Annotated in this window: 12 protein-coding genes and 1 riboswitch; of the genes, 4 read left to right on the plus strand and 8 right to left on the minus strand. The window is 33.6% G+C overall.

Going from position 1 to position 14,338, the window contains the following annotated elements:
* Positions 1 to 20 precede the first annotated feature (20 nt).
* The 6 genes from ACP3TL_RS10550 to xpt form a co-directional block, all read right to left on the minus strand.
* Complete coding sequence (locus ACP3TL_RS10550) at positions 21 to 653, minus strand: ABC transporter ATP-binding protein (RefSeq protein WP_069832202.1); 633 nt, start codon at positions 651 to 653, stop codon at positions 21 to 23.
* Positions 650 to 2,686 carry a DUF1430 domain-containing protein gene (locus ACP3TL_RS10555; protein WP_277575766.1) on the minus strand — a complete coding sequence of 679 codons (2,037 nt, stop codon included), beginning with the start codon at positions 2,684 to 2,686 and terminating at the stop codon, positions 650 to 652. The genes ACP3TL_RS10550 and ACP3TL_RS10555 overlap by 4 nt, the downstream gene beginning before the upstream one ends.
* A 463-nt stretch (positions 2,687 to 3,149) precedes the next feature.
* Positions 3,150 to 4,691: a glutamine-hydrolyzing GMP synthase gene (gene guaA / locus ACP3TL_RS10560; RefSeq protein WP_069816699.1), complete on the minus strand. Its 1,542-nt coding sequence runs from the start codon at positions 4,689 to 4,691 to the stop codon at positions 3,150 to 3,152.
* 21 nt (positions 4,692 to 4,712) lie between these two features.
* Positions 4,713 to 6,179, minus strand: a complete 1,467-nt coding sequence (gene guaB, locus ACP3TL_RS10565) for an IMP dehydrogenase (protein ID WP_285326862.1) — start codon at positions 6,177 to 6,179, stop codon at positions 4,713 to 4,715.
* Positions 6,180 to 6,214: 35 nt separating this feature from the next.
* A complete protein-coding gene (gene pbuX, locus ACP3TL_RS10570; protein WP_069832220.1) occupies positions 6,215 to 7,483 on the minus strand; it encodes a xanthine permease PbuX in 1,269 nt (422 codons plus the stop codon).
* Positions 7,480 to 8,061 carry a xanthine phosphoribosyltransferase gene (gene xpt / locus ACP3TL_RS10575; protein ID WP_069816693.1) on the minus strand — a complete coding sequence of 194 codons (582 nt, stop codon included), beginning with the start codon at positions 8,059 to 8,061 and terminating at the stop codon, positions 7,480 to 7,482. Before xpt ends, pbuX begins: the two co-directional genes overlap by 4 nt.
* Before the next feature lie 250 nt (positions 8,062 to 8,311).
* Positions 8,312 to 8,414: riboswitch (purine riboswitch) on the minus strand.
* A 227-nt stretch (positions 8,415 to 8,641) separates the two neighbouring features.
* Between xpt and ACP3TL_RS10580 the strand changes: the two genes are divergently transcribed.
* The 4 genes from ACP3TL_RS10580 to ACP3TL_RS10595 all read left to right on the plus strand — a co-directional run bounded on the left by ACP3TL_RS10580 (position 8,642) and on the right by ACP3TL_RS10595 (position 12,792).
* Positions 8,642 to 9,055 carry a general stress protein gene (locus tag ACP3TL_RS10580; protein WP_069832221.1) on the plus strand — a complete coding sequence of 138 codons (414 nt, stop codon included), beginning with the start codon at positions 8,642 to 8,644 and terminating at the stop codon, positions 9,053 to 9,055.
* A gap of 246 nt (positions 9,056 to 9,301) precedes the next feature.
* On the plus strand, positions 9,302 to 9,964 hold the full coding sequence (locus ACP3TL_RS10585) for a hypothetical protein (protein WP_069826279.1): 663 nt from the start codon (positions 9,302 to 9,304) through the stop codon (positions 9,962 to 9,964).
* Between the two features lie 125 nt (positions 9,965 to 10,089).
* Complete coding sequence (locus tag ACP3TL_RS10590; RefSeq protein WP_069832222.1) at positions 10,090 to 11,136, plus strand: hypothetical protein; 1,047 nt, start codon at positions 10,090 to 10,092, stop codon at positions 11,134 to 11,136.
* A gap of 276 nt (positions 11,137 to 11,412) precedes the next feature.
* The gene (locus tag ACP3TL_RS10595; RefSeq protein WP_069832223.1) at positions 11,413 to 12,792 is read left to right on the plus strand and encodes an L-cystine transporter; all 1,380 of its coding nucleotides are present in this window, start codon (positions 11,413 to 11,415) and stop codon (positions 12,790 to 12,792) included.
* A gap of 115 nt (positions 12,793 to 12,907) precedes the next feature.
* Here the strand turns inward: ACP3TL_RS10595 and ACP3TL_RS10600 are convergent, their stop codons facing one another.
* Together ACP3TL_RS10600 and nfsA are read right to left on the minus strand one after the other, a co-directional pair.
* On the minus strand, positions 12,908 to 13,483 hold the full coding sequence (locus ACP3TL_RS10600; protein WP_069832402.1) for a hypothetical protein: 576 nt from the start codon (positions 13,481 to 13,483) through the stop codon (positions 12,908 to 12,910).
* A gap of 75 nt (positions 13,484 to 13,558) precedes the next feature.
* On the minus strand, positions 13,559 to 14,314 hold the full coding sequence (nfsA, locus tag ACP3TL_RS10605) for an oxygen-insensitive NADPH nitroreductase (protein ID WP_277575756.1): 756 nt from the start codon (positions 14,312 to 14,314) through the stop codon (positions 13,559 to 13,561).
* Between the last annotated feature and the right edge of the window lie 24 nt (positions 14,315 to 14,338).

Genomic DNA, 14,338 nt, shown 5'->3' on the forward strand with positions numbered 1-14,338 from the left:
ATTACTCAAGCACGCTTCGATTAGCATGATGATGATAAGTCTAAATTTATGATTTTATTTCCAACACCAAAATAATTGCTATCATGTGTCGCCATTATTATAGTTATGCCTTGCTTATTTAACGCTTTAAATATATTTATTACATTATCACTGTTATCTCTATCCAAATTACCTGTAGGTTCGTCCGCAATAATTAATTTCGGTTCTTTTAATATTGCTCTTGCGATAGCAATTCTTTGTTGTTCACCGCCGCTACATGTGTAAATTTTCGTTTTTAAAGATAGATCTTGCAAACCAACTTTTTTCATTACACTTTTTAATTTAATTATCTCTTTTTTCGAAACATTTAATGGCAAAGTGAGGTTTTTAAGGATTGTCTCATTTTCAAGCAGACCATAATTTTGATAAACATATGATATAGCTTTACGCTTATAGATTAATTTCGTTTTTTCATTTTTCACTACAACGCCGTTGTATAATACTTCTCCTGAGTCTGGAGCTTCAAGTAATCCAATAATATTTAATAAGCTTGATTTCCCTTTACCACTTGCTCCTCTAATGATTACAAAGTCTCCTGATTCAATACCGACACTAAAATTTTCGAAAATTACTTTTCCATCAAAAGATTTATTAATATGATTAAGTTTTATCATTCCTTTTTCCCCTTCAATACTTGATTTATATTTTCTTTATTCAACTTTTTAAATGAATGCATTATTACAGTAGAGTGAACTATAAGTAAAATTATATAAAATAGTATTGCTATATGATTTAAGTCTTTACAAAGGAACAAGCCCATAAAGAAATTAACCAAGCATAAAAAGAATAAAACCCATTTGTGAATTTCAAAATAACTATAGCCTAAATTTCGTTTAAGAAAAATAACATATTGATACGATTTAAAATAAAGGTTTATAAAAGTGATACTTACTATCATATAAATTAATGCTGTTAATCCCGATAAAAAAGTATATTTATATATTTTTGATTTCAGTTCATTTATAAATTCTATTTTAGAATCGAACACCGAACTTACTGTAGGAATATAGCTATCTAATTTATATTTTTTCAATCCCGATTCTATTGTTTTATATGGATGATCTAACATACTCTTAAACATATAAGATTGAGAAAAATATGGTTCAAAATTTTCTTCATGTGTGTTTCCACTTTCAACTATTGCAATAGGATCTATAATGGTATTTTTTTCTCCTCCTATTTGAGCGTCATAGGTAAAGTAAGAGGAATTATTTTTCGTCCAAATAATATTTACATCTAAACTTTCATCTACTTGTCCTTTATAGTTAAATATATTTTTTCTGAAAGTGAAATCATCTTTGAAATTGTCTTTAATTTCACTTTCATAGCTTTTATACTTTGCTGGAACTATAATATTATGCGTATTATCTTTATATATCATTTTAGTTAATACATTTTTATTTTCCAGAGTATATTGTGGATGGTCTTTCAAAAATCGTTGGTCTATCGTAATTGTTTTGCCAGCTGGATCGATATTATAATTTTCTATTTCACCACTTACATATAATGGCTCTCCATCAACCTCAAGAAATTTAATAGTATCAATAATAAACCCTTTATTCTCGTTACTGTTATAGTAATTTTTTAACTTCTTATTAACTTCTATATCTAACTTTCTATTTTTCAGCTGACCTCTATCCATAACGTTGGTTTTATAGGTTTTCTCGGCTTGTGTCCAGTGTTCACAAGAAAGTTTTTGTCTTTGATATTCGCTATAATTATTAATTAAACTTTGAGTAGATAGCACTAAAAATACAACTATTACAATTGTTAATAGCATATAGGTGTACATTATAAGTAATTTATTACTATGCTTTTTATTTTTAGCAAAATCCTTTCCAAATATATAAGTGATTATTACTATAATTATTAAAGACAGTAATAGTATGATTAAAGTAGTTAATAAAATAATACCTATCACATTTAACAACTGAAAATCTTTATAAATTAATATATACATCAATAGTGTAAGTAATATATTAAGGAGAATATAGTAGAGCATCTGTGTTCTAAATAATTTAATAATAGCCAAGATGATTCTATATCTTACATATCCTAAATCATATAATATTTTATAGTTACTTTTATTATTGTTTAAATAATGATGTAACACTGTCATATATATCAAAATTAAAAGTGAACATAGGGTTAAACTAAATTGGTCTATTTTTAAGTAAACTTCACTACTATTATCCATTTCTTCGATATGACCTACATTTTTTTCTATCAAATTTTTAACTTTTTCAGTATTATTTTTACTACCTGACAAATAATAAGTGCCATTCTCTGATAATTTTGTATCTTCTAGAGCATATATTTTAATATGTAACTTACTATCAAATATCATCATCTTATTATTGGTGTTTGCCATAGCTTTCAATTTTTCATCATTAGTATTTATAACGATTTCATCATTATTTATGTATGTGACTTTTGTAATTTTAGTGTTGTATTTTTTTGAAAGTCTATTGAAATACTCTAACGCTTCGTCAGTATACTTTTTCTTTTCTTGAGTGAATAAAAACTCTATTTTCTCATTTCCTTTTGCTACAGTATTATAAAAAGAAAGTGACTTATAAGTGTCGATAATAATAAAATTTAAAGTGAGTGAAATCACTACTGCTAATATTATTAAAATCCTTTTCACAACATCTATCTCCTTATAAAGAAAGCCCACTAAGAATAATAATCTTAGTGGGCTAAACATTATTATTTGTGATCATAATATACTTTATTACCATATAAAGTTTTCACTATTCTGCCATATGAAAAATCCCCCCGGTTTTTTCCATTTTAGGTCCACCCTTCATTCATAATTTAGGCTGCATTCTAAGTTACACATTTCTCTATATTTAACTTAAATTATACTTATTCCTTAAAAAATATCCATAAGTCTTAACGTTTATTTAATTTTTATTGCCTAAGATTAAATTTTCTTTATATTAGATGAAAGATAGAATGAGATTCAATTAAAAATATGCTAATAATACCTTGAAATTTTTAAGATATTAGTAGCATAAGAATTAGTATGAAGAAATATTTCTAGTACTTTATTATAATAAAAAACACCCCCTTAAGCCTATGGCCTAAGGGGGCATCATTCTATACTATTATTCCCACTCGATTGTGCTTGGTGGCTTAGATGTAATGTCATAGACGACGCGGTTGACGTGGTCTACTTCGTTTACAATACGACTTGAAATCTTTTGTAAGACTTCCCAGTCAATGCGTGCGAAGTCACTTGTCATGCCATCAATAGAAGTTACAGCACGGATGCCTACTGTGTGATCATACGTGCGGTAGTCTCCCATAACACCTACAGATTGGATGCCTGGTAATACCGTGAAGTATTGCCAAATCTCACGTTCAAGACCTTCTTCACGTACAACTTGTCTTAAAATCGCGTCAGATTCACGTACAATTTCTAGTTTATCTTCTGTGATTTCGCCAAGCACACGAATACCAAGTCCAGGACCTGGGAACGGTTGTCTCCATACTAAATGCTCTGGAATTCCTAATTCGATACCTAATTCACGTACTTCGTCTTTAAACAATGTATTGATTGGTTCGATTAATTGGAAATCCATATCTTCTGGTAATCCACCAACGTTATGGTGTGATTTAATTGTTTGTGCAGTCTTCGTACCTGATTCAATAACATCTGTATACAATGTTCCTTGAGCTAGGAAGTCTACGCCTTCTAACTTAGATGATTCGTCATCAAATACATAGATGAATTCATTACCAATGATTTTACGTTTTTGTTCTGGGTCAGATACACCTTTTAGTTTACTCATGAAACGTTCTTGTGCGTCCACACGAATAATGTTCATATTGAAACCTTCACCAAATTGTTCCATTACCATGTCGCCTTCACCTTTACGTAAAAGACCATGGTCTACGAAGATACATGTTAATTGGTCACCGATTGCTTTGTGTAGTAATACTGAAACTACTGATGAATCTACCCCACCACTCATTGCAGATAGGACTTTACGATCGCCAACGAGGTTGCGGATTTTTTCAATTTCAATATCGATAAAGTTTTCCATTGACCATTCGCCTGTACAATCACAGACGCGACGTACAAAGTTACGTAATAAATCGTTACCGAATTCTGTATGACGTACTTCTGGGTGGAATTGCACGCCATAAATGCGGCGTTCTTTATCTTCGATAGCTGCATAACGTGTGCTTGGGCTATCTGCAATGACTTCAAAACCTTCAGGAATTTCAATTACTTTGTCCGAATGACTCATCCAAACATTTTGTTCTTCTGGTAAACCAAAGAATAATTCATCCGTTTTAGCATTAATAACTGCTTTACCGTATTCGCGTTCATTAGCGCGCTCAACTTTTCCACCTAATAATTTAGTTGTAAGTTGCATACCATAGCAAATACCTAAAATAGGAATACCTAAATTATATATTTCTGGATCAATTGTAAATGAATCTTCTTCGTAAACTGAATTTGGTCCACCAGAAAGGATAATACCTTTAGGGTTCAAACTTTTAATTTCATCCATACTCATTTCATGGTCGTGTAATTCACTGTACACTCCCATTTCACGAATACGACGTGTAATTAATTGGTTGTATTGGCTACCAAAGTCTAAAACAAGTATGAGCTCTTGCTCTTTCGCCATTTCCATAACTTTTAAATCTCCTTTGACTTAGAATGAATAATTTGGTGATTCTTTTGTAATTTGAACATCATGTGGGTGACTTTCTGCTAGTCCAGCAGGTCCCATACGTGTAAATCGTGCTTCTTCTCTTAGTGCTTCTAAGTTTCTTGAACCAGTATAACCCATACCAGATCTTACGCCGCCCATAAGTTGATAAATTGTATCTTGTAATGAACCTTTATAAGCAATACGGCCCTCAATACCTTCTGGAACGAATTTCTTAGGTGTTTTGTCCTCTTGGAAATAACGGTCATTTGAACCACTTTCCATAGCACCTAATGAACCCATACCTCTGTATACTTTATATTGTCTACCTTGGAATACTTCTGTTGCGCCAGGGCTTTCTTCAGTACCAGCGAGTAAGCTTCCTAACATTACCGCATGCCCACCAGCAGCTAATGCTTTGATGATGTCACCAGAGAATTTAATACCGCCATCAGCAATAATTGATTTGCCTTGTCTACGTGCTTCTGTAGCACAATCATAGATAGCTGTAATTTGAGGTACACCAACACCTGCTACAACACGTGTTGTACAAATTGAACCTGGGCCAATACCTACTTTTACTACATCAGCACCTGCATCATATAATGCCTTTGTACCTGCAGTAGTAGCTACGTTACCAGCGATTAATGTTACTTGTGGGAATTGCTCTTTAATATGCGCAACTTGGTCTAATACGCCTTTAGAATGGCCATGCGCTGTGTCTATAACTAACGCATCTACACCAGCTTCAACTAATTTTTTAGCACGGATGTCTGTGTCTTTAGCAATACCAATTGCCGCACCAACTAATAATCTACCGTGTGCATCTTTAGCTGAATATGGGAATTCAAGTACTTTTTCAATATCTTTAATTGTGATTAAACCTTCTAAACGCCCTTCTTTTACTAGAGGTAGTTTTTCGATTTTATGTTTTTGTAATAATTTTTCAGCTTCGTCTAATGTTGTACCAACAGGTGCTGTAACAAGTCCATCTTTAGTCATCACATCAGAGATTTTAATTGAAAAATCTTCAATAAAACGTAAATCACGGTTTGTAATAATACCTACAAATTGTCTATCTTGTTTACTGTTAACAATTGGTACGCCTGAGATACGATATTTACCCATTAATGCTTCCGCTTCAAAAACACTTTCTTCAGGTGTTAAGAAAAATGGATTTGAAATAACACCATTTTCAGAGCGTTTTACTTTTTGAACTTCGTCTGCTTGATCTTCAATGTTCATGTTTTTATGAATTACACCAAGTCCACCTTGTCTAGCCATTGAAATCGCCATTTTCGATTCAGTTACTGTGTCCATACCCGCTGAAATCACAGGAATGTTCAATTTAACGCCTTCTGATAATTGAACACTTAAATCTACTTCTTTCGGTAAAACATCTGATTCTGCTGGTAACAATAACACATCGTCAAAAGTTAAAGATTCTTTTTCAAATTTATTTTCCCACATACTGGTACAGCCTCCTATTATTTGTTTTATAGTTATTATTTCATAACTTCCGTATTTTGTTGAATCTTTATACCATTAAAAAAGAAATTCAAAATAATTGCTGAAATCGCGCCAAGTACAATACCATTTTGAGTTAACCATGCAAACTGCTCACCTAATGCTTCAAATGCTTGAGGTACTGCACTTATACCCGTTCCTAGCCCAACTGATACAGCAATTACTAACAAATTGTTTTGATTCTTAAAATTAATATTACCTAATATACTAACACCATATGCCATAACCATGCCAAACATAGCTATCATGGCACCACCTAATACTGGAAGTGGGATCATATTCGCCAATGCACCTAATTTAGGAATACATCCACAAATAATCAATAATATAACCATGCCATATATCACATTGTTCTTTTTAGCACCTGATAACGATACTAATCCAACATTTTGAGAATACGCTGTATATGGGAAGGCGTTAAAAATTGACCCTAATATAATCGCAATACCTTCTGCAGTATAGCCTTTACGGAAATCTTTACGTTCTAGTTTCTTACCTGTAATCTCACTTAATGCATGATACACACCTGTTGATTCTATCAAGCTGACTAATGCAACAATGAAAAATACAAGCGTCGCACCTAAGTCAAAGCTGAAAGTTGAAAACCTAAATGGTTGTGGTAACGCAAACCAATGCGCTGTTCCAACTTGCTTCACATCTACAATACCAAATATCGAAGCTAAAATCGTCCCTGCAACCAATCCTATTAAAATAGCAATAGATTTTAGAAAACCTGATGTAAATCGTTGAACTATCAAAATAATAATTAACGTCGTCGCACCAAGCATAATATTCGTAGCATCACCATAATCTTTTGCGTCTTCTCCGCCAGCTAAATAATTCATTGCAACTGGCATTAGGTTAATCCCTATTATCGTAACGACACTCCCTGTTACAACAGGTGGGAATAACTTCACTAAATGCGAAAAGAATGGCGCAATAACAACAACTAAGATACCTGATAAAAATAGTGAACCATATAAGTCACCAATACCTTTTGTCTGACCAATCAAAATCATCGGTGCTACCGCAGTGAATGTACACCCCAATACAATAGGTAATCCTGTACCAGTACCTTTCCAAACTTGTAAAAATGTAGCTACACCACACATAAAAATATCTACTGTAACTAAGAATGCAATTTCTTCTGGAGAGAAGTCTAAACTTGTTCCAACGATAATAGGAACTAGGATGGCTCCTGCATACATTCCTAATAAATGTTGTAAGCTTAAGAAAAAGGTCTTCATGCTTCGTCCCCTAGAAACGTTACTTTGTTTCCACTTAAAGAAGCAACTTTACATAGTGATGAAACTGTAAGACCCGCTTGTTCTAATCGCTCTCTACCGGGCTGGAAGCTTTTTTCTACGACAATGCCAACACCGACCGTAGTTGCATGCGCTTTTTCTACAATTTCGTTTAAACCAAGTGATGCATCGCCGTTCGCTAAAAAGTCATCTATGATTAATACGCGATCATGCTCACCTAAAAACTCATTTGAAACAATGACCGTACTTGTCGTGTTTTTTGTGAATGAATGGATATCTGCTTGATATACATCTTTCTTTAACGTGCTCGGCATTGCTTTTTTCGCAAATAGACACGGTACATCAAAGTGCATTGCAGCCATGATAGCTGGTGCAATACCTGAAGCCTCTATTGTTAATATTTTAGTAATACCTTCGTCCTTAAACTGCTCATAAAACGTTTGTCCTACATCGTACATTAACCTTGCATCGATTTGATGATTTAAAAATCCATCCACTTTCAAAATCTTCTCATCAATAACGACACCATCTGCTTCTACTTTCTGTTTCAACAAATCCACTCGAAAAAACCTCCTCGTTTTGTGTACAAAAAAAGTCCTAAACTAACTTAGTTTCAGGATCTATGAGTGAACTTGCAATACGAGAAGAAGCCCTTCTTCAACTTATAACTCATGTTGTCCAAGTTGGTTGTTTCACATTCACTTCCCCAATTATATGTAAAAAGGTTAGATTTGTGACAACAGTAGCGATAAGTGTTCTAAAACGTGTACGTCTTCCTACGATTTAAAACATATGAATTCGAATTACTTATGTATTGTATTGGTTACCCATAGTCATATCGTTAATGGCGACATGGTAGAAACTTCTAAAGCCTTATCCTTTAGATTATATGAGTTAGATAAATTATTAACTGATGATAGCAAATTTTAGCTTTATTTTCAATACACATATTACAAGTAAGCGCTTCACAACGGCCTTTTCATTACTTTTTCCTCGAATTTGTAAACGTTTTCTATGGCGAGAAAATGATGTTTGTCAGAGTTGTCATTCCGTTATATAATAAAGTTGTATTCGTTTTATCTATATGTGAACTGGGTAAATACTTAATAATCATTAAAATAATGGCTGGAGGGATTTTACATGTCAGATTTTACAATTGTACAAAATGAAGAAGAATTATTACAAAAAGTTAAAGAAAAAGTTTCTGAAGGATACCATGAATCAGAACTATCCGTTTTATCTAGAACAAAACTCCATATTGATGAATTACATAATTCCGAAGTGAGTTTAATAGCAACAAGTGGATCATTTAGCGATAAAGTAGCTAAGATTATGACAGGTGAAGACGGTGAAGAAGTTGTCTTATCTCACTATGATATTACAGATGATGAAAAAGAACATTATAAAAAGGAAATACTAAACGATAAATACATTATCGTAGCTGCGAGAGATACCTCTTCACATGAAGAAGTAGAAAAAACAAATGCTGCTTATGAAGATGAATCAGTTGTCGGGCATCATTATGCCGAAGAATCAAACGGACCAAAATCGTAAAGATGCACTTACTATAATCATTTTGAGTCTGAAACATAATTGTATTTATTAATTTAAAGACTGCACAGTAGTTGACTAGCTATTTAGTCAACTTAGTGGGGGCGGGAATACGAAATCAAAATTTGATTTCTGTCCCGCTCTTTTTCAATTACATAATAAGTATTAACAAGATTTAGATTATGTGTTAATAAATTACAAATATAACTATTATGTTATAATGAACGCAATAATTTTGGGGGTGAGTCTATGGAATTTAAAGCCGTAACATCAATTGATGATCCATTGTTCAAATCAGCTTTAAAGATATATGACGAAAAGTTTGATATCGGGTTAACAGAGGACGAACAAATATTTAAACAATCGTTAAAAAACGAACGTACTAAACATGATTATTTATTTTTAGTAGGCATCGAGTCAGAAAAACCTGTGAGTTTAGCTACTGCTCACTATGAAGCAACGACGAACTCAGCTTTTTTAATTTATTTAATAGCCCTCGATCAACCTAACCATGATGAATTAATCAATTTAACACTGAAACGTATGGAAAAAGAAATTAATAAATTATCTAATCAACTCCATGCTCATGATGTTAACTTCATCATGTTGGAAGTGCCAAAAGAACCTGAAGAAGTGTCTGAAGATGAAATAACTATTATGGATAACAGACGTCAGTTTTTATTCGAAAATGGTTTCGAAAGACAATATGACATCGATTATTTAGCACCCAGTCTGAAAGGTTTTTCTGAAGGACGACCTATGGATTTATTTATTAAATCTAATATCGAATTAACTAAAGATATTTATGGACCAAGTATTAAATCAAATTATATATTAAAGTATGTATTTGCTAACAGAATATCTAGAAGTGTTATTTATCCTTTACTCACGGAAATGGATTTGCGCAAATGATAGCAGGCACTACTTGAAATCACTGTTAAAACAGTTTAGACTAACATAGAGGTAAGACTGACGTTTCACTAACCGAAGACAAACGTCCGTATACATAAATCGCTTATATGAAAGGACTTATTACTATGTTAACTAAAGAATTTGCACTACGTGTAGAGCTAAGTGAAAAACAAGTCCGTAAAATCGTTCAACATTTAGAAGAACGCGGGTACCAACTTAGCAAAACCGAATACCGTGGCCGTGAAGCTACAGATTTCAAAGAAGAGGATATTGAGCTTTTCCAAGAAATTGCCGAAAAAGTTAAACAAACCAATAGCTATGATTTAGCTTTCGAGGAATTAGAAAAAGAAAAAGACTTCCTACAAGTACTTGTTAAAGACAATGACAGTAATCTACCTACTGACCAAAATGTTTCTAAACTTGTGGATGACTTACGTTCTGAAATCCAAAAAATGCGTGACGAACGTCAAATGCTTGGGCAAATGATTAACCAAGTACACCAACAACAACACGAATTACATGAAATGCAAAATCAAATCACATCAAAATTAGATGCTAACACGGAATCATTAAAAGCTATCCAAACATCAACGGATGAAATTAAGACAACTCAAAGTGTGATTCAAGATTCTCAAAAAGAACAATCAGAACTTGTGAAATCTAACGTTGAGACAGACAATATTACTGCTTCTACGGCTACAACTGCTGGTAAAGGTGATAATTTGACTGATAATACTACTGAACAAGCTTCATCTGCTACTGCACATCCAGCTAAAGACAGTAAAGTAAGTACTGAAAACACTTCAAACTCAGTTCAAGTCGAAGATAGCGATATTACACAAGTTGGCGCTCAACCATCTACTGTAGCTAAACCAACAACTGATGATAGCAAAGTTGCTTCAACTTCTTCTACAAGTGAGACAGCTAAAGAAACTGACACAACGGGTGCTGCAACTACTGCATCGTTAGAAGAAAAAGATACAACTTCAGTTGATCAAGCTAAAGATGATTCTATACAAAAAACACCAGACAATGATCATGCTACTGACCTAGCATCGTCTAGTGAGCAAGAAGCATCTTCAGAGCAAACGCACGCTTATGAATCCCCACTTGCTAAAGAAGAACCAAAAGATGAACGCAAAGGATTTTTTGCTCGTTTATTCAATCTATAAAGACAATCTAATTTATTTTAACCATCCCAACAATCAAGGGATGGTTTTTTTATATAATTATCCAGTATATCAATCTTCTCTCCTCACCCCTTTCTTCACCCACAAAAACATCTTCATAGCAGTCTCTCACTGCATTTCATTATTGTCAGAATATAAAGTCATTTTCATTTTCAAATTTTCTTGCAAAATAGACTTGAATATTATCAACTTTTCTAATATCCTTAGTATGCTTATCGGAATTAAAAAATTAAATTATGAAAGTGTAGGTCCTGCTTTATGTTATTAACAATTCTTAACATCGTCATTTTTGTGGCCTTCCTCATCGGATTATATGTAATGGCTAAACGACACGTATCATTTCCCAAACGTGTTTTCAGTGCTTTAGGCGTAGGTATCATTTATGGTATTTTCATTCATCTAATTTATGGTGTGGATTCTACGATTACTAAACAAACAACAGACTGGTTTAGTATTGTCGGAGATGGCTATATCTCATTATTACAAATGATAGTAATGCCCTTAATCTTTATTTCAATCGTTTCAGCTTTCACTAAAATTCAAATTGGAGAAAAATTTGCTAAAATAGGCATTTATATTTTCATGTTCTTAATCGGTACAGTAGCTATCGCAGCTATTGTTGGTATTGTCTCTGCCCTTGTTTTTGGCTTAGATGCTTCATCTATCGATTTAGGAAGTGCTGAAAGTTCAAGAGGTAGCGAACTCGCAAGTCAGGCTAAAGGAATGACTGCCAATACATTGCCACAGCAAATCTTAGAGTTACTACCAAGTAATCCATTCTTAGATTTCACAGGTCAACGTACAACTTCTACTATTGCAGTTGTTATATTTGCTGCATTTATTGGTTTTGCATTCTTACGTGTAATGCGTAAACAACCTGAAAGTGGAAATATCTTAAAACGTGGTATCGATGCATTGTATAACCTAGTAATGGCGATTGTAACGTTCGTATTACGCTTAACACCTTATGGTATTTTAGCGATTATGACATCAACCATTGCCACAAGTGACTTCGGTGCTATATGGACATTAGGTAAATTTGTGCTCGCATCTTATGCAGCCCTTATCGTAATGTATATCATTCACTTACTTATTGTTACAGGATTAGGTTTAAACCCTGTTACTTTTGTTAAGAAAACGGGTGAAGTATTACTCTTCGCCTTTACGTCTCGTTCAAGTGCAGGTTCATTGCCACTTAACGTACAAACTCAAAAAAATCGTTTAGGTATACCAGACGGTATCGCTAATTTCTCTGCCTCGTTTGGTTTATCTATCGGACAGAATGGTTGTGCGGGTATTTATCCAGCTATGTTAGCTGTCATGGTGGCACCTGCTGCCGGTGTGGAAGTTAACTTACAATTTATATTGGCAGTTATCGGCGTTGTCATTATTAGTTCATTTGGTGTAGCTGGTGTTGGTGGCGGCGCAACGTTTGCTTCAATCATCGTATTGTCTACACTGAACTTACCTGTAGCACTTGCAGGTGTGTTAATTTCTGTAGAACCCTTAATTGATATGGGTCGTACTGCATTGAACGTCAATGACTCTTTACTTGCAGGTACAGGTACAGCTAAACTGACAGACAACTTAGATAAAGACGCATATAACTCAGAAGAATATGGTGAAATTACTGGCTAATCAGCCTTTAACCAGAACTATCTCTGCGCATTAATAGTTCTAACTATAATTAAAAATGTAAAAAACCTTCCCAAACCGTGTCATTTCACGTTGTTTAGGAAGGTTTTTATTTTATCTAGTATTCTGGTTTGAATGGCCCCCAAGTGATTCTTTCTTTACCATCTAGTGGAATTGCATCAATTTCTTTCGATACATCATCAAACCATTTTAAAAAAGCGGGATCTTTTTCCAAATATGCTTCAACACTTTCTTGAGTAACATCATGTAAATACCAAGCTTTACTTTCAAATTCATATTGAATTTGAGCATATGCTAACCTAACTTTGTCTACACTATCGTATAAACAATTCACTTGTTTCACTAAATTCGGTGCTTGAGAAACGATACTACCTGAAATAACCTTTTTATGTGTTTCATTATCCAAGTCATTCCACATTCTGAGTTGGCCATCCATTTGAAAAAACAAATCGATTGTCGAATCTTTCTCATCAAAGGTAATTAAAGTAAATATGCGCTCAGCTGTATGATCTACTGAATTGATTGCTGTGACAAGCACTTTTTGCGCCATTTTCGCCCAATACTTTTGCGCTTCTTCCGGGGTTAGTTTGCTCTCAGATGAATAAATATATTGATTATTTATGTCACGTCCATCAATCTCATCCGGTTTTTTTCTAAAAAATCTATTAAACATGCTCAACTTAACCAACCCCTTCCTTAATGTAATGAGTTTGTGAAAATGAAACACTTTAGCTATCTTGCTATACTATTATTTTCTAATAAAACCTGCTCTATTCAATTGATCTAACATATCTAATCTTTGTTTTGCGCTCATAAAATTCGCAATTTGATTAGACCATGTTTCACTACGTTCACCGTTTGTACGCGATTTGTAATAATCACTTACGGTTTGATCATATCTTTGTAATGCTTCTTTTTGCTCGTCCTTATCGCTATTATATCTATCACGATGAAAAACATGTTCAAACGGTAAACGCGGTTTCGGGCTACCATCTTCCTCATCTTCAGGTATACCAAGTGCCATACCAAATAGAGGGAAAGTATGCTCGGGTAGGTCTAATACTTCTTTAACTCGTTCAACATCATTTCTTAATGAGCCTAGATAAACAATTCCATAGCCCATATCCTCTGCTGTAGCAGCGATATTTTGTGCTACTAACGTTGCATCTATTGTACCAACAAGCAAGCCTTCCGCAGATTCAAATGATGTCTCCATTTGATGCTTGGAATCTTCATTCACTATTGAGTGTCTATAATAATCCATTACAAAAACAAACAAATAGCCATTTTCTACGACATAAGGCTGCCCAGATACTTCTTTTAAATCTTCTTTTATCTCAGGATCTTCTATACCTATAATGGAATAAGTTTGTAAATAACTAGAAGTCGAAGCGCTTTGCCCTGCCTCAACAAGTTGTTTAATATGCTCTTCTGGAATAGGTTCTTTCTTAAATTTTCTTACTGAATGGTGTTTTTTCAATAAGTTGTACACGTGATCAGACATGCTATCGCTCCTCTTTATGAAATA

It is taken from the genome of Staphylococcus caseorum, from assembly GCF_049943195.1.
GTDB classification, from domain to species: domain Bacteria; phylum Bacillota; class Bacilli; order Staphylococcales; family Staphylococcaceae; genus Staphylococcus; species Staphylococcus equorum_A.